General features: G+C 45.6%; 26 protein-coding genes. 9 read left to right on the top strand and 17 right to left on the bottom strand.

The features are described from left to right. Positions 1–52 precede the first annotated feature (52 nt). The 3 genes from G7Y46_RS01085 to G7Y46_RS01075 all read right to left on the bottom strand — a co-directional run bounded on the left by G7Y46_RS01085 (position 53) and on the right by G7Y46_RS01075 (position 4,400). Positions 53–385 (bottom strand): hypothetical protein, encoded by a 333-nt coding sequence (locus G7Y46_RS01085; RefSeq protein WP_165251795.1) that lies wholly within the window; start codon positions 383–385, stop codon positions 53–55. Between the two features lie 55 nt (positions 386–440). Beyond that, the gene (locus G7Y46_RS01080) at positions 441–3,371 is read right to left on the bottom strand and encodes an insulinase family protein (protein ID WP_165251793.1); all 2,931 of its coding nucleotides are present in this window, start codon (positions 3,369–3,371) and stop codon (positions 441–443) included. 105 nt (positions 3,372–3,476) lie between these two features. Continuing rightward, the gene (locus tag G7Y46_RS01075) at positions 3,477–4,400 is read right to left on the bottom strand and encodes a transporter substrate-binding domain-containing protein (RefSeq protein ID WP_165251791.1); all 924 of its coding nucleotides are present in this window, start codon (positions 4,398–4,400) and stop codon (positions 3,477–3,479) included. Between the two features lie 511 nt (positions 4,401–4,911). On the opposite strand from G7Y46_RS01075, the gene G7Y46_RS01070 reads away from it, so the two are divergent. Beyond that, positions 4,912–5,652 (top strand): phosphoribosyltransferase family protein, encoded by a 741-nt coding sequence (locus G7Y46_RS01070; protein ID WP_165251789.1) that lies wholly within the window; start codon positions 4,912–4,914, stop codon positions 5,650–5,652. Positions 5,653–5,666: 14 nt separating this feature from the next. On the opposite strand, the gene G7Y46_RS01065 is transcribed toward G7Y46_RS01070, so the two are convergent. After that, positions 5,667–6,983: a glycosyltransferase family 2 protein gene (locus tag G7Y46_RS01065; RefSeq protein ID WP_241156991.1), complete on the bottom strand. Its 1,317-nt coding sequence runs from the start codon at positions 6,981–6,983 to the stop codon at positions 5,667–5,669. 155 nt (positions 6,984–7,138) lie between these two features. Here G7Y46_RS01065 and ahcY point away from each other — a divergent pair, with 155 nt between their 5' ends. Next, positions 7,139–8,401: an adenosylhomocysteinase gene (gene ahcY / locus G7Y46_RS01060; protein ID WP_165251787.1), complete on the top strand. Its 1,263-nt coding sequence runs from the start codon at positions 7,139–7,141 to the stop codon at positions 8,399–8,401. Positions 8,402–8,456: 55 nt separating this feature from the next. Here the strand turns inward: ahcY and G7Y46_RS01055 are convergent, their stop codons facing one another. The 3 genes from G7Y46_RS01055 to G7Y46_RS01045 are packed head-to-tail and all read right to left on the bottom strand — an operon-like array spanning position 8,457 to position 11,212. Beyond that, a complete protein-coding gene (locus G7Y46_RS01055; RefSeq protein ID WP_241156995.1) occupies positions 8,457–9,647 on the bottom strand; it encodes a bifunctional 3,4-dihydroxy-2-butanone-4-phosphate synthase/GTP cyclohydrolase II in 1,191 nt (396 codons plus the stop codon). Positions 9,648–9,657: 10 nt separating this feature from the next. Beyond that, entirely contained in the window at positions 9,658–10,959 is a 1,302-nt protein-coding gene (locus tag G7Y46_RS01050) for a threonine/serine exporter family protein (RefSeq protein WP_165251784.1), read from the bottom strand. 4 nt (positions 10,960–10,963) lie between these two features. Further along, a complete protein-coding gene (locus G7Y46_RS01045; RefSeq protein ID WP_165251782.1) occupies positions 10,964–11,212 on the bottom strand; it encodes a TIGR03905 family TSCPD domain-containing protein in 249 nt (82 codons plus the stop codon). A 198-nt stretch (positions 11,213–11,410) separates the two neighbouring features. Between G7Y46_RS01045 and G7Y46_RS01040 the strand changes: the two genes are divergently transcribed. The 3 genes from G7Y46_RS01040 to G7Y46_RS01030 all read left to right on the top strand — a co-directional run bounded on the left by G7Y46_RS01040 (position 11,411) and on the right by G7Y46_RS01030 (position 13,519). Next, complete coding sequence (locus G7Y46_RS01040) at positions 11,411–12,682, top strand: ammonium transporter (protein ID WP_165251780.1); 1,272 nt, start codon at positions 11,411–11,413, stop codon at positions 12,680–12,682. A 15-nt stretch (positions 12,683–12,697) separates the two neighbouring features. Continuing rightward, entirely contained in the window at positions 12,698–13,036 is a 339-nt protein-coding gene (locus tag G7Y46_RS01035) for a P-II family nitrogen regulator (protein ID WP_165060422.1), read from the top strand. 189 nt (positions 13,037–13,225) lie between these two features. Further along, positions 13,226–13,519 carry a type II toxin-antitoxin system RelB/DinJ family antitoxin gene (locus tag G7Y46_RS01030; protein ID WP_165060425.1) on the top strand — a complete coding sequence of 98 codons (294 nt, stop codon included), beginning with the start codon at positions 13,226–13,228 and terminating at the stop codon, positions 13,517–13,519. Between the two features lie 434 nt (positions 13,520–13,953). Here G7Y46_RS01030 and G7Y46_RS01025 read toward each other — a convergent pair whose 3' ends face one another. Next, positions 13,954–15,111 (bottom strand): Fic/DOC family N-terminal domain-containing protein, encoded by a 1,158-nt coding sequence (locus G7Y46_RS01025; protein ID WP_165251778.1) that lies wholly within the window; start codon positions 15,109–15,111, stop codon positions 13,954–13,956. Positions 15,112–15,487: 376 nt separating this feature from the next. Here G7Y46_RS01025 and G7Y46_RS01020 point away from each other — a divergent pair, with 376 nt between their 5' ends. Next, positions 15,488–15,781, top strand: coding sequence for a type II toxin-antitoxin system RelB/DinJ family antitoxin (locus tag G7Y46_RS01020; RefSeq protein ID WP_165060425.1), 294 nt, complete (start codon positions 15,488–15,490; stop codon positions 15,779–15,781). Further along, positions 15,778–16,074, top strand: a complete 297-nt coding sequence (locus G7Y46_RS01015; protein ID WP_165251776.1) for a type II toxin-antitoxin system YafQ family toxin — start codon at positions 15,778–15,780, stop codon at positions 16,072–16,074. The genes G7Y46_RS01020 and G7Y46_RS01015 overlap by 4 nt, the downstream gene beginning before the upstream one ends. Here the strand turns inward: G7Y46_RS01015 and G7Y46_RS01010 are convergent. Further along, entirely contained in the window at positions 16,063–17,013 is a 951-nt protein-coding gene (locus G7Y46_RS01010) for an Abi family protein (protein WP_165251774.1), read from the bottom strand. The genes G7Y46_RS01015 and G7Y46_RS01010 overlap by 12 nt on opposite strands. Before the next feature lie 422 nt (positions 17,014–17,435). Here G7Y46_RS01010 and G7Y46_RS01005 point away from each other — a divergent pair, with 422 nt between their 5' ends. After that, entirely contained in the window at positions 17,436–17,729 is a 294-nt protein-coding gene (locus tag G7Y46_RS01005) for a type II toxin-antitoxin system RelB/DinJ family antitoxin (RefSeq protein WP_165060425.1), read from the top strand. After that, positions 17,726–18,022 carry a type II toxin-antitoxin system YafQ family toxin gene (locus G7Y46_RS01000; RefSeq protein WP_165251772.1) on the top strand — a complete coding sequence of 99 codons (297 nt, stop codon included), beginning with the start codon at positions 17,726–17,728 and terminating at the stop codon, positions 18,020–18,022. Before G7Y46_RS01005 ends, G7Y46_RS01000 begins: the two co-directional genes overlap by 4 nt. Positions 18,023–18,132: 110 nt before the next feature. Here G7Y46_RS01000 and G7Y46_RS00995 read toward each other — a convergent pair whose 3' ends face one another. From G7Y46_RS00995 to efp, 8 genes are all read right to left on the bottom strand, one after another. Beyond that, entirely contained in the window at positions 18,133–18,852 is a 720-nt protein-coding gene (locus G7Y46_RS00995; protein WP_165060507.1) for an EcsC family protein, read from the bottom strand. 301 nt (positions 18,853–19,153) lie between these two features. Beyond that, a complete protein-coding gene (gene dxs, locus G7Y46_RS00990) occupies positions 19,154–21,037 on the bottom strand; it encodes a 1-deoxy-D-xylulose-5-phosphate synthase (RefSeq protein ID WP_165251770.1) in 1,884 nt (627 codons plus the stop codon). Then, positions 21,030–21,302 (bottom strand): exodeoxyribonuclease VII small subunit, encoded by a 273-nt coding sequence (locus G7Y46_RS00985; protein ID WP_165251768.1) that lies wholly within the window; start codon positions 21,300–21,302, stop codon positions 21,030–21,032. Before G7Y46_RS00985 ends, dxs begins: the two co-directional genes overlap by 8 nt. Then, complete coding sequence (gene nusB / locus G7Y46_RS00980) at positions 21,292–21,744, bottom strand: transcription antitermination factor NusB (protein ID WP_241155952.1); 453 nt, start codon at positions 21,742–21,744, stop codon at positions 21,292–21,294. Before nusB ends, G7Y46_RS00985 begins: the two co-directional genes overlap by 11 nt. Positions 21,745–21,747: 3 nt before the next feature. Further along, complete coding sequence (locus G7Y46_RS00975; RefSeq protein WP_165060516.1) at positions 21,748–22,101, bottom strand: Asp23/Gls24 family envelope stress response protein; 354 nt, start codon at positions 22,099–22,101, stop codon at positions 21,748–21,750. Then, positions 22,098–23,450, bottom strand: coding sequence for an acetyl-CoA carboxylase biotin carboxylase subunit (gene accC, locus G7Y46_RS00970; RefSeq protein WP_165251766.1), 1,353 nt, complete (start codon positions 23,448–23,450; stop codon positions 22,098–22,100). The genes G7Y46_RS00975 and accC overlap by 4 nt, the downstream gene beginning before the upstream one ends. Then, positions 23,451–25,337: an acetyl-CoA carboxylase biotin carboxyl carrier protein gene (gene accB / locus G7Y46_RS00965; protein ID WP_165251764.1), complete on the bottom strand. Its 1,887-nt coding sequence runs from the start codon at positions 25,335–25,337 to the stop codon at positions 23,451–23,453. Between the two features lie 175 nt (positions 25,338–25,512). Continuing rightward, a complete protein-coding gene (gene efp, locus G7Y46_RS00960) occupies positions 25,513–26,076 on the bottom strand; it encodes an elongation factor P (protein WP_165060523.1) in 564 nt (187 codons plus the stop codon). Positions 26,077–26,081 lie beyond the last annotated feature (5 nt).

The raw sequence follows: 26,081 nt of genomic DNA, 5'->3' as shown, positions 1-26,081 counted from the left end.
TTCCATCCATCTCTACTGCATTTTTGTATTGCATATACTGCTGCATTTTAAGTCAAAATATCACATACCAGATTGCGAACACAATTATCGCTATTACCGCTAGTGCAATGATTATCTTCTGCGTAAGCGGCATCTTAGATTGCTCAATATCGGCTAGTGAAGTTTGCTCATATTCCTTGTTCTTCGGCTTAGCTGTTGGTTTCTTTTTTTCACTAGGCACATCATTGGCGCTTACGTTGGCGCTTGCACTAGACGCATTGCTAATATTTTTACTAGGCGCGTCGCTAACGTTTTTCGCATCGGCGTTTACTGCGCCCGCAACTATAACTATATCGTCATCGCTTTTGGTAACTTTAATATGTTTAAAATCTGCCTTATCAGCCATTCCTCGCCTCTTTCCGGGAGAAAAGATTATAAGCGAAAAGGAGCTAGTCCCCAAATTACCCAATAAGATCGACTAGTTCAAATTCCAATTTAGAGGACTTAAGTATGTCTCGATTACCAACGGAGCACACATGTCCAGATTGACATAACCTTTCCATAGCACTTGAAAAGGCGCGTATGTCTTCAACTGTACACTCCAGTATCTGACAACGCGAACGCGCCCGCAACTCTGGCGTGTATCCGCTGAAATACATACCGTCTTGCCTGCGCATCAATTCTCGCGGTTTAAGCGGCGCATCCATACCCGCCACAGAACTTACAATAAATCCAGTAAATTCCTCTTCATTGGGAGCAAATTCAGCAAGCCAACTAGCGCAACCCTTAAAGCGTTGCACAGTTTCATCAAGATGAGGGTCGCGATACGATGTAAAACTGGATAAGCCGGTTATGGTACTACTAAATCCTGTTCCGTATGCTCCTCCTAATACGCGCACTTCCTGCCACAAATAACCGTAAGTAAGCACGCGGGAAATTACAGACCAAACACCTGAATATTCTCCAACTTGTCTACGGTCAGCCACAAGTGCTGTATACGAAACATCGCTTGGAACAATAAATGCTTCATGCTTATCTACAAGATTGGGCACCCGCAAACGCGCCTCAGAAGATGCGCTATTCACATCGCTAAACTGTGCTTCAAATTCTTTATGCGCGTTCAGGAAATTATCAAGATCTGCATCTTCGCCATTAAATGAAAGTAAACAATTATTTCCGGTAAATATACGCCGAGCAATTTCATGCAATTTATTTGCCAGTGTTTCTTTATTTTCCTCAAAATTTTCTATTTGTTCTTTCAGAAAACGATAGAAATCTATTCCGCTAAACTGTTCGCGCACGCATGCAGCTGGAAGATAATAAGATGCGGCTCTGCGCGATGCCACAGCGTTGCCCGCCGAGGCAAAACCTTGCTCCATAGCCACTCGTTTCTGCATAAGAATATCGCGGAGTTTTTCGTATGTGTGAAAGTTGGTGTGAAGCATTACTTCATCAGCAATACTGGCTGCATACGAGCAATTCTGCGCCAATGCCGATGTGAAAACTACAAACTTTGCACTAAAGTTATTATCAGCTATGTGTTCGTGAACCTCTGCAAAAAAGTTCAAGTTGCCCAGCTTAGCTTGGCTCAAAAGATCTATTTCGGCAGCAGTATGCGCACTAGTATCCAGTTTTCCTAACAGCATAGAGAGCAGCCCTACGTAAGGCAGTTCGTCAAAACTTATTCCATCTAGAGGGAAATATCTATAGAAATAAGCTATGCCATGCGACGGAATATGGTGGCGCAAACATGCAATAGAAGTAGAGGTATCCAGCTCAAATTTCGGTTCTGGCGGCACTATACCTATCTGGCTAATATTGAGACGCGGAAGCGTAGATAGAGCCTCTGGCGTATCGGAAGATTGCTGCGCCAGCCGAAGCGATGCTACATTATTAGCGATAGCTTGCAAACCATCATCTTCCATAGCTGCTTGGTATTTTTGCAATTTCTCACGCAGCACATCGTCTTCATTGTCTTGAACAGGCACAATTTCCACTTGTGCATAATGATTGTTTGTTAAGAATAATCGCGAAATAAGTTCTTCAAAATACCCATGCTCTAGCTTTTCGCGCAAGCTGGCAAATGCAGCCTCAAAACGTATGTTATCTAGCGCCATATCGTCATCGTATAACCATCCAGACATAACGGCTATTGAATAAACCACACCATCGGCGTATCCCATATTATGTTCACGCATAACAAATTCAGCATGCGAAAGCGAGGCTTCTATTAGTTCGTGGTCTAAACCACCTGATGCCAACGCCTGCGCGCTCTTGCGAAGGATGCTGCCAAAACGCTCAACCGCTCCCTCGCGCAAGCCCTTTATTTCCAACATGACAAATGGCTGAGCTATACCATCTTCTAAGTAAGCTATACAATCATCGGCAATTTGTGCATCCAATATAGCGCGCTTTAGAGGAGCTTCATTTGAGCCAAGCAGCGCATCAACCAAAATATCTGTGGCGATAAGCTGTTCGCGATCCGAAAAATCCCCCGCAACAAAACCAAGTGCCGCGCATGAGTTTTCAGGCGACGTTACCATCTGGCGTAATACATTAGTATTAATTACAGGCTTCTGAGTGCCTATAGGATTCGGAGCTAAAACCTTACGTTCAACTTCTGATAAAGGAGACAAATAATTAAGATCCAAAAATGTAAGTATTCGTTCTATATCCACGTTGCCATATAAAATTATGTAGCTATTATCGGGGCGATAATGCCTTGCATGAGTTTCCAGAAAGTCCTCGTATGTTAGATCAACTATGGCTGCTGGAATTCCACCCGACTCGAATCTATAAGTAGTGTCAGGAAATAATGCAGCGGAAAGAGTGTCGTATAAAACTGAATCTGGATCTGACAGGGCACCTTTCATTTCGTTGAATACAACGCCGTTATATTCCAGCTGCGCAGGCTGCGCGTCGGATAGCTCAAAATGCCAACCCTCTTGTTCAAATATCGCCTTTTTCTTATATATAAGCGGATGAAACACTGCATCCATATAAACATCCATCAAGTTCAACAAATCTTGATCGTTGGTGGACGCAACCGGATACATCGTTTTATCCGGAAAAGTCATAGCGTTCAAAAAAGTTTGCATAGAGCCTTTGAGTAAGTCAACAAATGGCTCTTTTACTGGAAATTTGTCAGATCCGCACAATACCGAATGTTCCAGTATGTGGAAAACGCCCGTATCGTCTGCGGCGGGTGTTTTGAACGTTATAGAAAAAGATTTATTGTTGTCTTCGTTTTGCAAAAATAGAAGCTGGGCGCCGCTTTTTGTATGCACCATACGATACGCAACACCATCTATCTCGTGTACTTTCTGGCTTTCTACAACCTGAAAACCAGACTTGTGTGCATATTCGGCTATACGATCGCCCAGATCAACCATCTTTAATGCCTCCGATCAGACACTTTAAGTTATAAATTCTTAGTGTTTACGCAATCCGCAGCTACCATTTCAAAACTGCACAATACAAAATTTTCGCAAGAACAGTTAAGCGGCAGAACTTGATGAACTAGAAGAACTTGCGCTAGAAGATGAACTACTTGAGTTTGCTCCTGCGGCTGGCTCTTCGGCATTATCTGTCTGCTGTTTCTTTACTTCAGCCTGCGCCACGCTATCCAAATCGAGTTCAGCACCTAACCATTTTTGCTCTATAACGCCCACAGTACCGTTAGAAATTAAGTTTTGCAGCGAATCTGTTATTGTTTTTTGTAGCTCGGTATTAGACTCAGAGAGAGCCACGCAGTAACCACTAGCACTATCAATTAAAGCAACTATCTCAACATTAGCACCTGTACGATTAGCGGCATACATTCCTATAACAGCATCAGATGCAAGGTAGTCAACCTGACCTGATTGGAGCTGGTTAACAGCACTTGTTAAATCATTTGCCGAAGAAAGAGCTTCTTCGCCAAACGCATTGGTAACAGCCCATGCGCTTTTTGAGGAAACCTGCGCAGCAATGGATGGCTTACTATCAGCTGTAGGAACTTTAGCATTGCTGCCTTCCAAAGCAAACAGCGCTACACCAGTTGGTAGATATTGAGAAGATAACCAAACACCTTCAAGAGACTCTGCACTATCAATGCCCATAACAATATCTACAGTGCCGTCTTCTAGAGCAGCATCAGGACTATTGCCAACATCGACAATGCTGACCTTCAGACCCAATTCGTCAGCCAAAGCAGCCGCTATATCTACATCGATACCTATTATCTTGTCGTTACCCATGCCGGCAAGCGGAGACTTGTTAGTGTTCACACCAACGCGCAAAACACCATCTTCTCCAATAGTAGGAGGCTGGACCTGCGCAGAGCCAAGCTCGGGTTTGTATTCTTGCTGTTGGCATCCCGTAAGTGCAAAAGCCATCACGATTACCAAGCATATAGCTATTGCAGCACGTAAACGTTTCATGCATCTTCCTTTCAGCAACACCTGTTATTTAGGTTTGCTCGCATAACAATTAGCTTCCTCAGCTGACCTAGCCTTTGACCCCACACACGCACACCGGGTCTACGCGTTGCCGCTTGAACCTCTCGCCCGCCGCGACACCTTATCGCGGAAAGTCAACGGGCGGTGCGACTTACTTCTAGAATACGCCATGCTCAGCGACTTATAAAGCCGCTTTACGTGGATCCTTTCGACCGCATCTGCCATGGACTAAGGATGCGAACATCCCGCAGCTACAGACCCAAGGAAGCATATTCGATAATTATAGCGCGGTTTGAATGCGCGAATTAGATACACACCAAACCAAGCTGCAAGATTTTTGCAAGATATGTATATCAATAGAACTTGCATTTTGTTGAATTTGGTATCAAATTCATTACGCAAACGTAATTATATTCACTGTAATTCCGTATAAATACATGTCGCAAAACTATGTACTAGATGCAAGATTTCATATCTAGAATTCGAAATAACTATGACTAATACAATAGAATTTTTCAAAAATGCGCTGCATGTAGCCGCGGATATAGCCACAGAAACTATATGGCCGACACGTTGTGCAATATGCGACGCACCGGGCATGCTTATATGCGAGCATTGCCTGAAAAAGTTACCGTATATAGATACATATCTGGCATGCCCAATATGTGGAGCACCATACGGAAGAACACAATGCACCGAATGCACACCGTTAATGCTTGCTAGCGCAAACAGAGAAAGTGTACCTTTTAACAACATGGCATATGCAATGGTGGCAGACAACGCAGTGAAACGCATAGTTAAAACATATAAAGACAAGGGAGAGCGCCGCCTTGCCTACACCATAGCAAACATAGCGTCGCGCTATATATCACCCGACTGGAAAAATGATTGCGTTATAACCTATATACCTGACACTATAAAAGCCCGCCAACGACGCGGATTCGATCATGCACAAGAGTTAGCATGCACGCTGGCTAACGTTGCAAAGCTTGACTGCGTCGGAGTTTTTATGCCACCAAAATCGATTGACCAACGCAATTTATCGCGCAAAGAAAGATTCGCAAACATGTCTTCAGCCATTAAACTTGCGCCCGCATCTCCCACTTTCCGCAAAGTTATCGTATTTGACGACATATGTACAACAGGATCTACCCTATACGCCGCCGCCGACTGTTTGCGCCGTGCTGGCTACAAAGAAATATACGCTTTGGCATTTGGGCGCGTACTTGATTAGAGCAACCAATACCACTAAGCGGAAATTCTGCGCTCCGAATATTCCGACACATCGACCGAAATAGTGTGTTTAATTGGTTTCCATGTTGCCTTTTTCACTAGCGCAACTAACGCGATAGGAATGTATGTAAGCATAAACAGAGGGAATGTGAACATGCTGCCAATTTTGCGTGCGGTGGTGGCACGTATGCTGTTCCACTCTACAAAAGTTGTAAGCACGCCAAATACAAACATGATCATAACGTAGTTGAACAAACAGAAGAAAATACTAGAGAGCGAACTCATAACGGCTATGCCGGTAGACATTATGCCGGTAACGCCAAGTACAAGTATTATGGCATTTAGCGTTACAGTAATTATTGACAACAACATACCGGGAGCCAGTGTCATAAGCATGTCATAGCACGCAAAGCGATACCCTTTCGGATTTTTGAAAACACCTTTAACCAAGCGCCCCGAATAGCGACCGAACACCTGATAAAAACCTTTTGCCCAGCGGAAACGCTGATTCCATGAATCGCGAAATGTAGTGGGCTGTTCGTCATACAAAACCGCAGTAGGACAATACGCTATACGCACACCGCCTATAATAGAATCAGTCGAAAATTCTATATCTTCAGTTAGCAGGTGCCATTTCCAGCCGCCTGCTGCTTTAAGAATGTCAGCTGAAATGAAAAACCCGGTACCAGAAACTGCGCAAGATGTATTCAATGTTAGACGCGCTTGGTTTAGGAATTTCGCCTCGCGTAAAAACCATGTGCCATAACCGGCAGAAATCCAATTCGAATCGAAATTCTTGGAATTGCGATAGCTGGTAGACGCTTTAGCGCCGCTATCAAAAGTGGCATTCATCTCGCGAAAATAATTCGCATCAAGCACATTGTCGGCATCGAAAACAAAATATGCTTCGTGCTTTGCATCGGGAAAATCGTACCAAATAGACTTCAGACCGTAGTCTAGCGCGTATCCCTTCCCCACTTTTTCAGTATTGAAACGCTCAAAAACATTAGCACCTGCGTTTTGCGCTATAGCCGCCGTATCGTCAGTGCAATTATCGGCTATAACAAAAATATCTATTAATTCCGATGGGTAGTTTTGCTGTTTTATAGATTGAATTAAATCTTTTATTACAGCAGATTCGTTACGAGCTGCAATTAAAACGGCAAACTTATGATTGCGCTTTGCCACACATTTTGGAGCACGGCGAGTAAGCACAACAAATACATAAAAAAGCTGATACGTATAACAGCATGTAAAAGCGACAAAAACGCAAAAATTGAACGTATCGACAAACGAGAGCCGTGCCATCGCCTCGGCAAGTTGTTCGAACACGTTTCTCCTTACTTCGAACGGCAAATAAAAGTCTTCAAACAAATAAACGGCTAAATTATAATCTGATACATCCCCTAAAGATAGAAAATGTGTCGAAATTGTAAGTTTGATGTATGCTTGCAGCACTTAGGTAAAAGCACGGAAGAGGAAATGCAATGAGAGATTGCGATATAAAAGATATAACACTTGCAGATGCGGGTCGCGCACGTATTGAATGGGCAGACCGAGATATGCCAGTACTGGCGCTGATACGCAAGCGCTTCGAAAAAGAACGCCCGCTAGAGGGAGTTCGTATAGGAGCTTGCTTGCACGTAACTACAGAGACAGCAAATTTGATGCGCACACTAGTGGCGGGTGGCGCAGATGTGCGTCTTTGTGCTTCTAATCCACTTTCTACGCAAGACGATACCGCCGCCGCACTTGTACGCGACTACGGAGTATCGGTATATGCAATATGCGGCGAAGACAACGAAACGTATTACAAGCATATTGACACAGTAATAGATTTCAAACCGCAAATAACAATGGATGACGGCGGAGATGTAGTTGGGCGCATTCATGAAAAACGCCGCGAAGCGCTTCAAAACATTATTGGTGGCACAGAAGAAACAACCACAGGCGTTATACGCTTGGCAGCTATGGCAGCAGCAAATGAACTAGCCTACCCCGTAATTGCCGTAAACGATGCAAAAACCAAGCATTTCTTCGATAATCGCTATGGCACAGGTCAATCTACCCTAGATGGCGTAATTCGTCTTACAAACCGCCTGCTTGCAGGTCGCACTTTAGTAGTAAGCGGATATGGTTGGTGCGGAAAAGGTCTTGCCATGCGCGCAAAAGGCATGGGGTGTAAAGTTGTTGTATGCGAAGTGGATGCCACAGCAGCACTAGAAGCGTATATGGATGGCTTTGAAGTAATGCCACGCGAACAGGCTGCAAAAGTGGCTGATATCTGGATTACCGTAACCGGCAACCTAAATGTTATAGACGATGTATGTTTTGAAAACATGAAAGATGGCGCAATCATTTGTAATTCAGGACATTTCAATTCCGAAATCAATATTCCTTGGCTAGAAGAACAAGCCATAAAGAAAACCACACTAAAGCCACTTGTAGATGAATACACTATGCCAGATGGCCGCACCATTATTCTTTTGGCGGAGGGCAGGCTGGTGAATTTATCGGGCGCAGAAGGACATCCTGCTAATGTTATGGACATGAGCTTCGCCAATCATGCACTTTGCGCCGAATACTTATTAGACCAAGCTAAAAATATGCAAAAGAAAGTCTACGATGTTCCAGAAGCAATTGACGAGCACATAGCGCAACTAAAACTTGAAGCACTAGGGGTACATATTGACACGCTTACCCCCGCACAAGTTGAATATATGAACAGTTGGCAAATAGGCACTGTTTAGAGGCACCGTAACCCCGGCACTCTCCTAATGCCGGGGTTACAGAATAAATCCCGTCTTATAGAATATGCCCCATTCGGGTTTTCTTTGTTTCCAGATATTTCCGATCAAATTCATTGGCATCAACTGCAATAGGTAGGCGCTCTATAATTTCAATGCCAAAATCTTTTAATTGGTAAACTTTATCGGGATTGTTTGTAAGAAGCCTCATTGTTTTAATCCCTAAATCGCGAAGAATTTGTGCGCCAATATAATACTCGCGTTCATCGCCCCGGAAACCAAGTGCCAAATTCGCGTCTAGTGTATCTAGTCCATCATCTTGCAATTCATATGCTCGCAGCTTGTTTACAAGACCAATACCTCTGCCCTCTTGACGCATATATAGCACAACTCCGCGTCCACAAGATTCAACAGCATCCATCGCGCACGCAAGCTGCTCGCCGCAATCGCAACGCAGCGAACCAAATGCATCCCCTGTTAAACATTCGGAATGCACACGCACTAACACATCTTCACCATTTCCAATATCGCCCTTAACAAGCGCTATATGGTGTTCGCCATTAAGCAGATTAAGATATGCAAAAGCCTCGAAGTTGCCGTGCTTTGTGGGAAGCTTGGTACGGGCAACACGCTCCACTAACTTATCGTGGCGTTTTCTGTAATCTTGCAACTGCTTAATACTGATAAGCTTCAGTCCAAGCTTATTCGCTAACTGGCGAAGTTCAGAAGAGCGCATCATTAGCCCATCATCGCGCATCACTTCACAACATAAACCCGCCTCAGTTAAACCAGCCAACCTCATAAGATCGACTGTTGCCTCTGTGTGACCTTCGCGCTTTAACACGCCGCCCGCCCGAGCAACAAGAGGGAACATATGCCCGGGTCGCCTAAAATCGGACGGAATAGCGGCTGCATCTGCAAGTTTCCTTGCTGTAACGCCTCTCTCTTCGGCAGATATTCCCGTAGTTGTGCTTATATGATCTACAGATACGGTAAACGCTGTTTCGTGATTGTCGGTGTTATCGCGTACCATCTGCGGCAAATGTAGCTTTGCAGCTATTGCCTTTGATATCGGCATGCAAATTAAACCTTTTGCCACGCTTGCCATCATGTTCACATTTTCAGTGGTGGCGAATTCAGCGGCACATATCATATCGCCTTCATTTTCGCGATCGGGATCGTCTGTGCAAAGAATGATTTTGCCCGCCCGCAAATCTTCCAGAGCTTGTTCTATTGAATCGTATTCAATTTTAGACACTCTACCCTGCTTTCTTTTGCGAATATCTCTTATCTCTTTCATTTCTAAAGTTTGACCACGTGCGAGATATAGCCCAAACAACACTTATGCTTAGCGCAATGCCCAATACGAATTGCAATGTAAGCAAACCGTAGTCGCCAAATTGCGCCCATGAACCCAACAGTGCACATTTCATAGTGAAATATAAAGCACGCCCCGGAACTAAAGGTATAACCGATATTATGAAGAAAGTTGATGTGGGCGTTCTAAACCGCTTTGCCAAAACCTCAGAATATATTGCCGCAAAGCACGATGCAATAAATGTAGGCGTAAACGCATCGGCGCTTACGTATTCGCTAAGCAGCAGATAAATGCCCCATGTAATTACGCCTCCTATGGTGGTAATAGCAAGAAGGCTTTTGCGCACGTCGAAAAACAGGGCAAAACCAAACGTTGCAGGAATGCACGCTATAAAAGAAATCAGCGGCGGCGCATTCGATATAAATTCACTGGTTTGTACACCCATTATCCAAAGAGATGCCATAAATCCAAGAGCGATAGACGCTGCCCACAAAATTGTTTCAACAAAGCGCATAACACCGGATATAGTGTCGCCCGAGATCATATCGCGCGTGGCATTTGTCATAGCTACACCCGGAATTAGAAGCATTATCACGCCTATGATTACCATGTCAACAGACATATTAGGCACAAACAACGACGCAGCCCCAATACACAACCCCGTTATAGCGCAAGACATAAAATTGAACGCAATAGTGTTTGGAGTAATTGGCTTCAAATACACAATCATAAGGCACATAAGCACAGCAAATACCGCCGTAACCACACCATCAAGGATTGAACCACCAAAGAAAACAGCAAAGCTAGCAGAAGCAATTACACCACCAACAAACAGAAAAGATTTCGGGAAGGCTATACTCCGAATTTCTTCAAAGCGACGCTTCAATTCATCTGGTGGAATAGGTTTTTGATACGATTCAATACAGAGATTTGTCAATTTCTCCAATTTTGCAAAGTCGGTTTCGCCGGCGTTCTCAATACGACGTGTTTGGGTATATTCGCGCGTATCCGGCATGGTCATAGTTACTATTATTGATGCAGTTATTACCAATACGTTCATTTTCACGGCACCATAAGCATGGCCCACACGGCGCACAAGCAACTCGACCAAATTTACATCAGCACCTGCCAAAATCATGCTCTCGCCAATGTCTAGCAAACACGGAAGCACCTTCAGCGCAACCGATTCTGAATCGGTAAACTGAGGTATAGGAGCCGCAGAAGCTGTGTGGCCGGGTAGCATTTATTTACGCCTTAGCCTGTTTAATAGCTTGAGCCAACTGATCGGCGCAACTTGTAGACTTAGGTCCGCAGGTGTTACCTTCCAATAAAGATGCAACATTATCAACTGGCATGCCATCTACTAGCTTGGAAATTGCTCGCAGATTTCCGTCGCAGCCACCTGTAAATCTTACATTGCGCAATACATCACCATCTATCTCAAAATCAATCTGACGAGCACATACGCCACGTGTTTTATATGTATATTCAGACATGTACGCCTCCTAGTATATTCAAAACATGCTTGCTCTATTCTATCCAAGACAATGTGTTTCTGCCATGTAACAGCTAGCATTCCTAATTGTTAAAAAGTTCGTTCAATTCAGTAAACATCAAAGCACGACATTAAATGCGAAATTTTTTGGTGGCATTATCAAAAGCGTCCCAGTAAAACAGTAATAAAGGAGTTGAGAATGGATACCGGGAATACGGGATTCATGCTGATATGCGCGATGCTGGTATTACTTATGACACCGGGTCTAGCATTCTTTTACGGTGGTTTATCCCGCCGCAAAAATGTCGGCAATACAATGATGATGGTTTTTGCAGCACTTGGAATTGTTGCCATAACGTGGACGGTATGCGGATGGTCTTTTGCCTATGGCGGAAGTGGAGAAAACCCTATATTTGGTGGTTTCGATCAGCTGTTTCTTCTAGGCAACACAACCGACATGTTACTTGAAGCAGAAGCGCCCGGAGAGGATGCAGTGTATCCAGCAATAGCAGACGTGGTATTCCAAATGGCATTTTGCATGATTACTACTGCAATAATTACAGGTGGCGTTGCAGGACGTATGCGCTTTGGCGCAATATCTGCATTTATCGTATGCTGGACAATACTAATATATCCCCCACTCGCTCATATGGTTTGGGGTGGAGACGGGTCGCTTATAGGCGATAAGATTGGCGCGCTCGACTTCGCTGGCGGCGATGTAGTACACATATCGTCTGGTCTTACAGCTCTTGTGTTGTGCGTAATGGTTGGTCGCAGAAAAGGATTCGGCGCTATGAGCTATAGACCCCACAATGTTCCATTTATTGCGCTTGGTGCTGCACTATTATGGTTTGGCTGGTTTGGATTTAACGCCGGAAGTGAATTTGCAGCTGACGGAATTGCTGCTTTAGCCTTGGTCAACACCGTATGTGCAAGTGGCACAGGCGTTGTATCTTGGATTTTAGTGGAGCGCATACGTGTTAAAAAACCAACTCTGGTAGGTGCTTGCACAGGTCTTGTTGCTGGTCTTGTTGTTATAACCCCAGCGGCTGGCTTTGTTGAACCTTGGGCAGCGATTGTTATGGGACTAGCTGTGTCGCCTATATGCTATTTCGCCATATCTTGGCTAAAGCCAAAAATTGGCTACGACGATGCGCTAGATGCATTCGGATGCCATTGCGTAGGCGGCATTGTGGGCGGCATAATGACCGGCTTGTTTTGCGTACCAGAGCTATCATGGACAGATTTTGGCGGACTATTCTACACAGGCGATTGGTCGCTTTTGGGAAGCCAGATATTAGGCATTGCAATAACGGTAGCGTTTGTTGGAATATGCGATATAACGCTAGGACTTATAGTGAAACTTGTATTCCACGGTAAACTTCGCGTAAGCGATGAAGCCGAGGCACAAGGCTTAGACGTTGCAGAACACGGCGAATCTGCATATCCGGCATATATCGGACTCGATTAAAGGAGCAACGCAGATATGAAACGAATTACAGCAATAGTAAGACCGGAAAAACTGGAAATACTAAAAGATGCTCTGTTTGAATCGGGCGTAAAAGGCATGACAGTAAGCCAAGTAAACGGTTGCGGCAATCAGCATGGCTGGAAAGAGTATTACCGCGGAACAGAAGTTTTACTTAACATGGTTCCTAAAGTAAAGTTCGAAATTGTGGCTGATGATGCAGACACCGCGAGCATTGTGCAAACGATACAAAATGCAGCACGCACAGGCGAAGTTGGCGACGGAAAGATTTTTATTAGCCCAGTTGATGAGGTAATACGCATCCGCACCGGCGAATCCGGCGACGAAGCGATTTAAAACTCAACCACCTTTATTTGCCGCCACGGGAGCTTAACATAAAGTTGAGCTCCCCAAATACCACATCGATCGCATATCGATCGCTATAGCAGCGCTAAATGATTATTTTGATTGTATGATTACTTTTCTCCTTGTAGTAGATTGCACATACGTTATTATATATTTGTCAGTACGTATAAGGAGGATATTATGGCTGCCGCAACTTTAACCATGAGAATAGATAGCGATTTAAAACGTGACGCTTCGGCAGTTGCGGAATACTATGGCTTCGATCTTTCTGGAGTCACCAGAGCCTTTTACAAGCAGATGGTTCGCGACCACGCTATTCCGCTCGACCTTGGCTATTCGAATGAAGTACCCAACGAAGAAACAATAGCCGCCATGAAAGAGGCGGAGAAGATCATCGCAAAAGGTGGAACCGGACATCGTTTCAAGTCTGCGGAAGAAATGATGGCATTCATTGCAAGCGAGGTAGACGAATGAGTGCGCTTGAGATGCCCTACGACCCAGATAAATAGGATCATTGATAACCTACCATCATGCGCTGCCCGGAAGGGCTTGGTTTATTGCGCCTAAAAGCATTCAATATTCAGCTGTCAAAGTGCGATTTCCAATAAAACGAACGTGCTAACAAATCTTCAAATAACTACGAATCAGATCTTGACTTCATATAGCTGGTCTCCTTTGTGACTTCTGTATAGAGCTTAAACAAGTGCGCGACTTCTTCTATTCGTCGCCGTCGAAATTAACGCCGTAGGCGGCTTCGACCGCCGCGTCGAGGATTTTTGTTGACAGTCCTACCCATGTGGTACTTCTATCTGTGAATGTAGGTAGACAAATAAGAAATCCATTATAAGCAAATTGTACGTGACGGAGGGTCCCGAAGCCGGGAGCTACATCAGTCTTTGTTAAAACCATTATCGGTCGCCACCGAGCGGCTCGGTTCCTCGTCGAAGAACAGCTAGGTAGCTCTCGTAGGCGAACACACGGTTGCGCGAAGCGTTGGTGGTTTCCCTCAGAATCCCGAGAGCGCACAGCTTGCGTACCGCCGAAGCAACCGTGTTGTAGCTCAAGGACAATTCCTTCGCGCAACGCCCAATGCTCATGATGGGGCGCTTCTCCACGTATTCGAGCACGCTGGAGAGCGACTTCGCCGCACGCTGTGCCGCTACGATCTCCCAGCTTTCCCGATGTAGACGGTCGAGGGTGCGCGCTGATTCAAGGGCATCTTCAGCGGCCGCCTTCACGGCCTCTAGGAAGAAGCGAATCCATTGCTCGTAGTTGCCCGATCGCCGCACTTCACCCATGCGGTCATAATACTCAATTTGATTGCGCTTGAGAAAGTAGGAAACATAGAGCACTGGGCTGTGCAACATTTCCTGATCGATGAGGTAAAGCAAGATGAGCATGCGTCCGATCCTGCCGTTGCCGTCAAGGAAAGGATGGATCGTCTCGAACTGATAGTGGATAAGAGCCGCACGAATAAGCGGATCAATTTCAGGGTCGGCATTGATGTAGCGCTCTAGGTTGGCAAGCGAGTCAATCATGTCATCGACGTTAGGCGGGATATAGCGTGCATCTTTCAGCGTACACCCCGACGGGCCGATCCAATTCTGCGAACGTCGAAATTCACCCGGATTACGCTCGGAGCCCCGCCCGTTACCGAGCAGCCGAGCATGCGCCTCGCAGAGCAAACGGTTGCAAAGAGGCATTTCGTCAAGACGGTCAATCGCATGCCAGAGGCTTTTCGTGTAGCAGACAACATCCTCAACATCTAAGTCGGCATTGCTCTCAACCTCAGGATCGAGCAGATCGTCGAGCGTACACTGGGTACCCTCGATCTGAGATGAGACAAGCGCCTCCTTGCGCACATACTGCGACACGAAGAGTTGCGCATCCGGAATGAACTGAGCCATTGTGTCTAACTCTTGCAAACGGCGAGAAGCGGCAAGGAGAAGCCGGAGATCGTCGCCGTCCAATGCAATTTGAGGTTCTAGAGGAAGCGGTGCCGGTCTAAAAGAACGGTATGCTATCTCACCAGATAAATTGCTCACATATTCGCCCGAACGCCCCATGCCCGCCTTTCTCTTTTTGAAACACGAATCTCAGTATACCTTTTTTATTTCAATATTTTGTAGTAAATTGAAATAAAGAGATTTTAATGCCTGTTTTGGTGCCAAAAATCAGCAAAAGCTATTTGCAAGGGTACTCAAAGTAATCTATCGAGATAACAACGCAGATGTCAGGGACCGGGTGATTTAAAACTCAACCACTTTTATTTGCCGCCGTGGGAGCTTAACATAAGATTGAGCTCCCCAAATACCACATCGATCGCATATCGATCGCTATAGCAGCGCTAAATGATTATTTTGATTGTATGATTACTTTTCTCCTTGTAGTAGATTGCACATACGTTATTATATATTTGTCAGTACGTATAAGGAGGATATTATGGCTGCCGCAACTTTAACCATGAGAATAGATAGCGATTTAAAACGTGACGCTTCGGCAGTTGCGGAATACTACGGCTTCGATCTTTCTGGAGTCACAAGAGCCTTTTACAAGCAGATGGTTCGCGACCACGCCATTCCACTCGACCTTGGCTATTCGAATGAAGTACCCAACGAAGAAACAATAGCCGCCATGAAAGAGGCGGAGAAGATCATCGCAAAAGGTGGAACCGGACATCGTTTCAAGTCTGCGGAAGAAATGATGGCATTCATTGCAAGCGAAGTAGACGAATGAGTGCGCTTGAGATTGAACCTCTTCCATCATATCTTCGCGATATCAAAAAATTCTTAAAGAGGCATGCTGATATCGCAAAGCTAAATGCAGTCGTAAGCCTGATCGCCAAAAATACCGCCGAGTCAACTAAAATACTTGAGCAACATCACAACATGCACATTCTAAAAGGCTTATGGAAAGGGCATCGTGAATGTCACGTATGCAATGCCGGCGACTGGCTGCTTATATGGATAGTGGACAATGGCGTTGCATACTTGGAACGAACAGGCACGCATAACGAGTTATTCCGCTGATGCAGTAGACTCATTTGCACGACCATCCCCATCATCGAAATCCATCACATATGGCTTCCAGAAAGGACATTCCTGCCAGCCCTCAGAAAATCCCATGCGGTACAGCTTATCAGCGCTGCGCCTGTCAAGCAGGTCTATCAGCCTAGTGTGCCACGACGTGCTCGGCGCAACATAATCGAGCAGATAGCCCAAGATCGTTAGTATTGAAAACATGCGGTACGGCTGGACCTCGTATGGTTTGTGCCAACGAATGTCATGCTTCGGAATGACAGGTTTGACACCAAGCTCCTTGTTCCACAGTCTGCCATGATGTGCGCAGATGTTCCTCACAACGTTCAATGCGACGAGCCACGACTCGAACACTCTTGCCGACACACTGAGCTCGCTGCTCAACTCGTTTCTAATCTCGACGCTTGCGCCTCTGTACAAAGTGAGCATCTGCCCGAAGTCCATGGTGTTCACTAGTATCCAGTAGGGCGGGATGTCGTGTGCGTCCCCATACTTATTCCTGAAATGAACCTCGAACGGCTCACGAGAGCTCCTATGCTTAGACCTGCATTTGTCGATGAATTTCTTATAATCGTTCTCACTCAGACGGGGAAGCCCCTCGTGAATATCGAAACCGAATGCGCCCGTATCGCGCGCAAGCTTATGGGCGAGCCTCGCCCTCGTGTATATCTCGACGCGCTCGACAGCATCCAGCACCGCAAGTCTGAACTGTCGATCGAAAACGTAATCGGACCACACGGTGTCTATCGTGATTCCTACCCGAAACCCTTTGCCGTCCAATTGTCTGTAATCGTGCCAGTAGCCACTAAGCCTGTAATAGCCCACCTGTTCTAAGCGTCCCAGTATGTCGGCTTTGGATCCGCCCATCCCCATGCCAACAAGCTTGTCAGCCTGTTCCTCGTGGTTCAGATATGGCTTAGCGTATTCCAATCGTCTCCCATATTAAAATACAGAAAGACCCGCCAGTGAGCATGCACTTGCGTGCAGAGGCCGGCGGGTTTGCTACTAGATATGATAGCACATTGCTGGATTGTCGGAAAGCCTTTCCTCGCTCGATTTTAATGCCTGTTTTGGTGCCAGCAATCAGCAAAAGTTATTTGCAAGGGTACTCAAAGCAATCTATCGAGATAACAACGCAGATGTCAGGGACCGGGTGATTTAAAACTCAACCACCTTTATTTGCCGCCACGGGAGCTTAACATAAGGTTGAGCTCCCCAAATACCACATCGATCGCATATCGCAGCGCTATCGCAGCGCTAAATGATTATTTTGGTTGTATGATTACTTTTCTCCTTGTAGTAGATTGCACATACGTTACTATATATTTGTCAGTACGTATAAGGAGGATATTATGGCTGCCGCAACTTTAACCATGAGAATAGATAGCGATTTAAAACGTGACGCTTCGGCAGTTGCGGAATACTACGGCTTCGATCTTTCTGGAGTCACCAGAGCCTTTTACAAACAGATGGTTCGCGACCACGCCATTCCGCTCGACCTTGGCTATTCGAATGAAGTACCCAACGAAGAAACAATAGCCGCCATGAAAGAAGCGGAGAAGATCATCGCAAAAGGTGGAACCGGACATCGTTTCAAGTCTGCGGAAGAAATGATGGCATTCATTGCAAGCGAGGTAGACGAATGAGTGCGCTTGAGATTGAACCTCTTCCATCGTATCTTCGCGATATCAAAAAACTCTTAAAGAGGCATGCTGATATCGCAAAGCTAAACACAGTCGTAAGCCTGATCGCCAAAAATACCGCCGAGTCAACTAAAATACTTGAGCAACATCACAACATGCACCTTCTAAAAGGCTTATGGAAAGGGCATCGTGAATGTCACGTATGCAATGCCGGCGACTGGCTGCTTATATGGATAGTGGACAATGGCGTTGCATACTTGGAACGAACAGGCACGCATAACGAGTTATTCCGCTAATATACCCAAAACGACGACCTCGTTCGATATCAATTTTGGCAGCAAGGCATGAGGCTGCGATCCTACATCTGTCCTGTAGAATCCTAGTTACGTTAACCAAAAGTCGTTCCTCAAATTAAACCGCTGTCATCTGCTATGTCTATTTCTTCCAACCTAGTAACATCATCTTCACTTGGCAAATCTCCAAGTGGCGTCTCATTGTCAATGAACATCTTTATCGCATTGCGCCCTATAACTATGGTTGTTGCAACATCCATACCGCCGCCTATTACGCCACCAACCAGCGGCACAAGCTTACCAAGGTTGATAATACCCTTTTCACCAAATTTCGTTATGAACCTGAAACCGATCTTTTGGTTAATCTTTACCAACGCTTCGCCGGGAATTTTCTTAATTGCTGCTTCAAGGGTCTTCTCGCCAACTTTAATCCCAGCTTCCTTAACAACATCGGTAATAGCAGCACCAGTCAAACACATATAGATCATTGTCTGTATCTGATCTGAATAGATGTCATATCCGCCTATCTTTGCAATAGCCGCAATCATACGGAGCTGGACATACATAACGCTACTTATGTTCGCCGGTATCGCAACGGGTATCGTAATTAGTCCACCCAAACCAGTAATAAATCCAGATGTACCACACTTCGTCACTTGATTTTTAACAAGCGCTTTTGCTGCTGTTTCCGGTGATACATGCTTGCTAAGATAATCGTCGGCAAGCTCATCAACCGAACGGCTTACCTTCGGAATGCCATCCAAAGCCTTTTGATAAACAGTATTGAGTATTTGCCCCGCTTTTAACTCGGTTAGTTTTTCTTCTTCTGCCATTTTTTTTGTTCCTAAAAGCTATTGACTACTGTAATACACCTGAAAAGTATTATACCTCGCTGAATCATTGCATCATTAGGTATCATCTGACTACCCACGCCAAGTTAGCTAACCCAGCGTAAGAACCTGTCGCAAAACCCTACAACATTTCGCAAAGCTCGCCTGTATAAAGTCACAGCATAAAATAATTTGCACCACGTAAAAAGGCTAGGTACAAACCTCGCCGCTCTGAAACCGTTAAGGTTATTACCCTATCGGTATTCGCATTGCCTCATATTTGGTTCTGAAAATTCGAGAGCCGCTACAGACGTGTCAGCTTTGCCTTTATAGCAGAAGACACACCTTCAGCATCTAAACCAATTTCTGACAGCAACAATTCTGCATTGCCCTGCATAATGAAACTATCGGGAATGCCCATTACAAGCGCAGGCGCGTACATCTCTAATGCAGAAAGCTCATCTAAAACAGCTTCACCTGCGCCGCCGTTTATAACACCCTCTTCAATTGTTACTATCAGTTTAGTTTTAGCTGCCTTAGCTATTGCGTCTGCATCAAGCGGCTTCACCCAGCGCATATCAACAACTCGCGCAGATATACCCGCCTTCTCAAGTAAATCTGCTGCTGAAATTCCCACTTCCACCATACGTCCAAATGCAAGTATTGCTACATCGCTACCCTCACGACGCACAATAGCTTTGCCTACATCCAACAATTCTGGCTTATCGGGCTTGGTACAAGACGCATCTTTTCCCCGTGGATAACGAATTGCAACAGGTCCACCTATCGCCAGCGCCGTATGCACAGCACTAGCCAATTCATTTGCACCAGACGGAACAAACACGCGCATATTTGGCACCATGCGCGCATACACAATATCAAAAACCCCATGATGCGTAGGTCCATCACTTCCGACTACACCCGCGCGATCAAGCGCAAAAACAACATCCAATTCGGGAAGTGCTACATCTACTATCATCTGGTCTATAGCGCGCTGCATAAATGTTGAATAGACTGCAACAACCGGTTTCATTCCCGCAGCAGCCATACCACTTGCCATGCCAATTGCCTGCTCTTCAGCAATGCCTACATCTATAAATCTATCAGGAAATTCGCGGTGAAATTCTTTAAGACCAGTACCACCTTCCATAGCTGCAGTTATAGCTACCACGCGGTTATTACATTTAGCTTCTTGCACCAAAGCATCGCCAAAAGCCTGAGTATAACTAATACCCGATGCAGCAGAGGCAACACTCTTACCAGTCTTTGGATCGTATGGTCCTACCCCGTGGAATCGTTCTGGATCTGCCATAGCCGGTTCGTAACCTGCGCCTTTCTTGGTTACGACGTGCATCAGCACAGGACCGTCCGTCTCTAACACCAGTTTTAGCATGGCGCGCAATTCGTGAATGTTGTGCCCATCTAAAGGCGGCGTGCAAACTATACCTAGCTGTTCATAAATCATAGATTCAGGCAGAAACATATGCTTCATTGAATCTTTTGTGCGCTTACCAAATTCCGCAAACGCATTACTAAACCAACCGCCCGATTCAAGCTTTTCCTGCATAATTTCACGTGTATTGCGATATGCATTATTGGCGCGAATATTACCAAAATGCTTCATTAAGGCACCCACGTTGCGCGAAATAGACATTTCATTATCGTTTAGGATGATTACCATAGGCAACTGCTCTGTGCCAATATAATTTAGCGCCTCAAAAGCCATACCGCCCGCAAGCGACGCATCTCCTATTATTGCCACAATTTTTTCATCTGTTTTGCGCATCAGTTTCGCTTTCGCAAAACCCGAAGCTACAGAAAGAGAATCAGACGCATGACCTGATGGATGCGCATCGTAAGGGCTCTCGCTTGGACGCGGGAATCCTGACAAGCCATGATAAGTTCGAAGCGTATCGAACTTATCAAGCCTGCCCGTTACAAGTTTATGGGCATACGATTGATGACCTACATCAAAAATAAGCTTATCATTCGGCTCGTCAAGCAAACTATGGCATGCCAGTATTATTTCTACTGCGCCTAATGAAGACGCAACATGACCACCGGTCTTCGATGTGGTATCAATTATCTGCTGACGAATTTCGTCGGCTAAAATACCTAGCTCACTTTCGGTGAGCAAATGAAGATCGGCTGGAGTTTTAATACAATCAAGTATGCGCTGTTCAGCCAAGTTCTACTCCAGTGTAGGGAACATCATCTGTTACAGACTCACGGACAGGCTCTAGCGAAACTGCATCATTTAGAGCCTCATCAGTGTTCTCCACTTCACTTAAATCAGCTTCGCTTAAATCGCATGCAGCCAATCCAAGTTTCACAGCTTCCTCATACAACGTTAATGCATCATCCAACGAAATGTCTTCACTTGAAATTTCGTCAACTATCTCGTTTAATCGCTCCTTTACAGATGAAAACGAACCAGCATCTTCAGGCATCATGCACCTCCGCATCCGCCTTTTCGTTTTCAGCTTCCATCTGACGAGCAATACGCCCTAACATTCCATTCACAAATCGCGGACTATCGTCTTCGCCGCCAAATTCTTTTGCAAGCTCTACAGCTTCATTTATAGAAACCGATGTAGGCACATCATCGACATACAGCATTTCATACATTGCAAGCCGCAAGATATTCCTATCCATAATAGGCATGCGCTCTACTGACCAGTTTTCTGAAATGCTAGCTAGTCTTCCATCTATCTCTTTTATATGTTCTTCCACGCCTTGTACAAGCATAACCGAATAATCGGATAACGGGCGCTCTAAGCATAGGATATCTCCATCTGCAAGAAGCTGAGATGCCAACTTATCCCTGATTACTCCAGTATAAAGTACCTGAAGCGCACCCTTACGCGAAAGGGTTCTTTCATGTTGTCGCGCCATAATCTATTGCTGATCGAACGAGATGCCGTCCACGTATATATCTATGTTAGCTGCCTCGGCACCCACTTGCATCGACAACGCATCGCTAACCGACTGACGCACTTTAGCGGCTAAATCTGGCAACACATAACCATATTTAACATCTAAATGAAGCGTTATATTTAGCTTGCCGTCTTCAAGTATTTGCGTTTCTATGCCCGAATGCATTTGCTTGCCAAACATAGCCGAACGCAAAGACGAACCGCCATTTTGTCCAAGCGACGCTACCCCATCAACTTCTTCAACAGCAATAGCAATAATAGTGTCAACGACACCCGGTGCTATTGTCATCCCGTTGGAGTTCAGTCTTTCAGTCATAGTAAATCCCCCATTTCGGTAGGTATGAACGACGTAGTCGCGCCACCAGAAATAAATGTGGCATTATCCATAACCCGCTTATGGAATGGAATAGTGGTGGCTATTCCTTCTATCTGGAATTCATCCAAAGCGCGCTTAGCGCGAGCTATAGCTTCAGACCTATCTTGACCATGCACAATCAGCTTCGCGACCATAGAATCATAGTAAGGCGATATTCGCGACCCCTCACCAACATATGTCTCAACCCGTACACCCGGACCACCGGGTATGGCGAACTTCGTTATAGTTCCCGGGTTCGGACGGAAGCTATGGTCGGGATCTTCTGCATTTATGCGCATCTCTATAGCATGCCCAATAGGCGAAAATGGAGCGCGATCTGCACAGCTAATAGGTTCACCTGCTGCAATACGAATCTGTTCTTTAATGATGTCGGCACCAGTAATCATTTCAGTAACAGGGTGTTCAACCTGTACGCGCGTATTCATCTCCATGAAATAGAATTCGCCGCGTTCGTCCAGCAAAAACTCTATCGTGCCAGCATTGCGATAATCCACCGCACGCATTGCTTTTACCGCAGCAACACCCATCGCTCTACGTATCTCTTCTGTTAGAGCCGGAGACGGAGCTTCTTCCACAAGCTTTTGATGCCGGCGCTGGATAGAGCAGTCGCGTTCGCACAAAGCAATATTGTTGCCATAGTTGTCAGCCAAAACCTGTATTTCTACATGCCTTGGATTCAAAACCAACTTCTCAAGATAAACACCGTCGTTGCCAAACGCCGCGCCCGCCTCAGTACGTGCAGCCTTATACTGCGCTTCTAAATCAGCCGGATCGTGTACTTCCCGCATACCTTTGCCGCCACCACCAGCTGTAGCTTTTATAAGCACTGGATAGCCAACGCTATCAGCAAAGCGTTTTGCCTCTTCCACGCTGTCGCAAACACCTTCAGAGCCGGGCACTGTTGGCACACCACACATCATCATGGTTTCTCTGGCTGTAGCCTTATCGCCCATGCGCTCTATACATTCTGCAGACGGTCCAATAAATACCAATTCATTATCAACACATGCCCGTGCAAAATCGGCATTTTCAGCTAGAAAGCCATAGCCGGGATGTATTGCCTGCGCCCCAGTGTTTTTTGCTGCAGCAATAATGTTGGAAATGACCAGATAACTCTGATTGGCAGGAGCCGGACCAACACATACTGCTTCATCAGCATATCTAACTGGAAGCGTATCAGCATCTTCTGTAGAGTAAACTGCTACAGTCTTCACACCGAGCTCTTTCGCGGCACGCATTACGCGCAAAGCCACTTCACCGCGATTCGCTATAAGAATCTTCTCAAACATTTATGCCTGCTCCGGAACAGCTGTCATAACTTCATGTGGCTCTATATAAAATAGAACAGTGCCAAATTCGACAGGAGTAGCATCATCCAAACAAACTTCGCGTACAGTACCCATCTCTTCGGCAGTAATTTCATTCATTAGCTTCATTGCCTCTACAATACAAAGCGTTTCACCAGCAGCCACTTCATCGCCCACTTTTACAAACGGCGGTTCCCCCGGAGCTGGAGCTTCATAATACGTTCCCACCATAGGAGCACTAACCGCATACCACGTAGAAGGACGTTGCTGTTCTGCTGCTTTTGTCTGCGCAGGTGCCTCGGGCGCAGCAGCAACTGTAGGAGTTGCCAACACAGGAGCCGCCACCGGAACAGACGCACCACCCTCACCGGGCATACGTACTGCAATACGCACACCTTCTTCTTCAACAACTATTTCGCCAACTCCGCTTTCTTCGGCAACTTTTACCAGTTCGCGAATTTGATTTATGTCCACGTAATCGTCCTCCTTGGTACCGCTAGATTCCTGCTCTAGCAAGAAATCAACTTTCTCAGATGTACGATGCTTGCTTAAATAAGTACGTGCTTCGTTCGGGAAAAGAGCATACATAAGCACATCTTCTTCGCTATGAGCTAAATCCCCTATTTCTTCTGCTACTTGATCATATGTTGTAGTAACCAAACTGCCCGGTGCAACATCTGGATCAAGTATGTCGGCGCTGCCTGCAACCTTCGACACGATACTTTGATCCATACGCCCCGGCGCCTTGCCATAGTAACCACAAATGTAGTCTTTCATTTCCTTTGAAACAACCGACCAGCGCTTACCGGTAAGCACGTTAAAAACAGCTTGTGTGCCAACTATTTGAGAAAGCGGCGTTACCAAAGGCGGATAACCCACTTCAGCGCGTACTTTTGGAATCTCAGCCATAACTTCCGGCAGACGCTCTGTGGCTTTTTGTACCTCTAGCTGACTCATAAGGTTACTCATCATGCCACCGGGAACTTGATGGCTATATACCTTCATATGCGTAAGCGAAGAAACACCGCGCTTGTAGTGATTGCGTTTGCGAATTTCTTCCCAATACTCAGATATCTCAAAAAGTAGCCCTAGGTCTAGCCCAGTGTCGTAGCGGCTCTCTTGGAAAGCGGCTACAATCATTTCAACCGCAGGGTGACTATTACCAAAAGCAAGTGGAGCATGAGCTGTATCGGCTATAGCCGCACCAGCCTCTGCCGCTTTAATGATATTCGCTGGAGCCATACCGCCTACATAATGGCAATGAATATGCACCGGCAGCCCGATTTCGGCATTAAATGCCTTCACCATGCGCTCGGTGCGATACGGCGTAAGCATACCAGCCATATCTTTGATGGCAATAGAATCGGCTCCAAGCTCTTTTAGCTGCTGACCGTATTCCAAAAAGCTATCAAGCGTGTGTACTGGGCTAATTGTATAGCTTATCGCGCCTTCAAAATGCGCACCGCACTCTTTTATAGCTTCAGCATTATCAACCACATTACGTATATCGTTCAACGCATCAAACACGCGAAATACTTCAACGCCATTTCTGTGAGCGCATTGTATGAAATGAAAAACGATATCACGTGAATAATGCTTATATCCGACCAAATTCTGACCGCGAGAAAGCATTGAAAGCGGAGTATTGGGTGTGTTGGCCTTAATTGAGCGCAGACGCTCCCATGGGTTTTCATCTAAGAAGCGCAAGCATGTATCGAAAGTGGCGCCGCCCCAAGCTTCGATGGCCCAATAGCCCACCTTATCCATCTTGGGAAGAATGGGTAGCATATCACCTAACTGCATGCGCGTAGCCCAGAGGCTCTGCTGGCCGTCGCGGATCGTGGTGTCCATGATCTGTAATCTGGCCAAGTTGCGCACCTCCTTCTACAAAGTCAAAGTTCGAACTTCATATTATAGTGCAAAGACAAGACCCGTAGCCTACATCAGCCAGAAAAACAGAGCGGCGCACGGAATAACGCCTAAATAAACATAAGACCCGAGCAATGTCGGGTCTTATCGATTTTAATACATAACAAATTGAGCATTAAACACGCTTTATGAAACGCCCATCACGTGTATCTATTTGCAGCACATCGCCTATTTCGATGAACGTCGGAACCTGAAGTTCTATACCAGTTTCCAGTGTTGCAGGTTTTGTGGTATTCGTTGCAGTATCACCCTTAAAACCCGGCTCCGTATGCGTAACTTCAAGTTCAACAAACATAGGAGGCTCAACAGAAATTAGCTCATCGCCCGCATACAAAAGCGATGCTTCGTCATTTTCTTTCAGCCATTTAGCCGCATCTCCCACATCGGTGGCAGGCATGCTCATTTGCTCATAAGTATCATTATCCATAAAATGATAATCGGTACCATCGTTATAAAGATACTGAAGTTTCTTTGTTTCTAGGCGCACATTTTCCAATTTAACGCCAGCGTTGAACGTATTATCTATGACGCGCCCCGATTTGATATCTTTCAACTTTGTACGAACAAATGCAGAGCCTTTACCGGGCTTTACATGTTGAAATTCTACTATGGTGTACATCTTTCCGTTGAAAATAATGCACATGCCGTTTCTGAAATCGGCTGTAGATATTGTTGCCATCTTCC

The sequence above is a fragment of the Adlercreutzia sp. ZJ304 genome, assembly GCF_011039075.1.
Lineage (GTDB): Bacteria > Actinomycetota > Coriobacteriia > Coriobacteriales > Eggerthellaceae > Adlercreutzia_A.
The sequence above is the reverse complement of the archived record's forward strand: the minus strand, read 5'-3'. Positions and strand labels throughout refer to the sequence as shown.

Excerpts from the sequence above, each read along its gene's own strand:
- G7Y46_RS01085 (WP_165251795.1), bottom strand. The coding sequence starts at position 385 with ATGGCTGATAAGGCAGATTTTAAACATATTAAAGTTACCAAAAGCGAT.
- G7Y46_RS01080 (WP_165251793.1), bottom strand. The coding sequence starts at position 3,371 with ATGGTTGATCTGGGCGATCGTATAGCCGAATATGCACACAAGTCTGGT.
- G7Y46_RS01075 (WP_165251791.1), bottom strand. The coding sequence starts at position 4,400 with ATGAAACGTTTACGTGCTGCAATAGCTATATGCTTGGTAATCGTGATG.
- G7Y46_RS01070 (WP_165251789.1), top strand. The coding sequence starts at position 4,912 with ATGACTAATACAATAGAATTTTTCAAAAATGCGCTGCATGTAGCCGCG.
- ahcY (WP_165251787.1), top strand. The coding sequence starts at position 7,139 with ATGAGAGATTGCGATATAAAAGATATAACACTTGCAGATGCGGGTCGC.
- G7Y46_RS01050 (WP_165251784.1), bottom strand. The coding sequence starts at position 10,959 with ATGCTACCCGGCCACACAGCTTCTGCGGCTCCTATACCTCAGTTTACC.
- G7Y46_RS01045 (WP_165251782.1), bottom strand. The coding sequence starts at position 11,212 with ATGTCTGAATATACATATAAAACACGTGGCGTATGTGCTCGTCAGATT.
- G7Y46_RS01040 (WP_165251780.1), top strand. The coding sequence starts at position 11,411 with ATGGATACCGGGAATACGGGATTCATGCTGATATGCGCGATGCTGGTA.
- G7Y46_RS01035 (WP_165060422.1), top strand. The coding sequence starts at position 12,698 with ATGAAACGAATTACAGCAATAGTAAGACCGGAAAAACTGGAAATACTA.
- G7Y46_RS01030 (WP_165060425.1), top strand. The coding sequence starts at position 13,226 with ATGGCTGCCGCAACTTTAACCATGAGAATAGATAGCGATTTAAAACGT.
- G7Y46_RS01025 (WP_165251778.1), bottom strand. The coding sequence starts at position 15,111 with ATGGGGCGTTCGGGCGAATATGTGAGCAATTTATCTGGTGAGATAGCA.
- G7Y46_RS01020 (WP_165060425.1), top strand. The coding sequence starts at position 15,488 with ATGGCTGCCGCAACTTTAACCATGAGAATAGATAGCGATTTAAAACGT.
- G7Y46_RS01015 (WP_165251776.1), top strand. The coding sequence starts at position 15,778 with ATGAGTGCGCTTGAGATTGAACCTCTTCCATCATATCTTCGCGATATC.
- G7Y46_RS01005 (WP_165060425.1), top strand. The coding sequence starts at position 17,436 with ATGGCTGCCGCAACTTTAACCATGAGAATAGATAGCGATTTAAAACGT.
- G7Y46_RS01000 (WP_165251772.1), top strand. The coding sequence starts at position 17,726 with ATGAGTGCGCTTGAGATTGAACCTCTTCCATCGTATCTTCGCGATATC.
- G7Y46_RS00995 (WP_165060507.1), bottom strand. The coding sequence starts at position 18,852 with ATGGCAGAAGAAGAAAAACTAACCGAGTTAAAAGCGGGGCAAATACTC.
- G7Y46_RS00985 (WP_165251768.1), bottom strand. The coding sequence starts at position 21,302 with ATGATGCCTGAAGATGCTGGTTCGTTTTCATCTGTAAAGGAGCGATTA.
- nusB (WP_241155952.1), bottom strand. The coding sequence starts at position 21,744 with ATGGCGCGACAACATGAAAGAACCCTTTCGCGTAAGGGTGCGCTTCAG.
- G7Y46_RS00975 (WP_165060516.1), bottom strand. The coding sequence starts at position 22,101 with ATGACTGAAAGACTGAACTCCAACGGGATGACAATAGCACCGGGTGTC.
- accC (WP_165251766.1), bottom strand. The coding sequence starts at position 23,450 with ATGTTTGAGAAGATTCTTATAGCGAATCGCGGTGAAGTGGCTTTGCGC.
- efp (WP_165060523.1), bottom strand. The coding sequence starts at position 26,076 with ATGGCAACAATATCTACAGCCGATTTCAGAAACGGCATGTGCATTATT.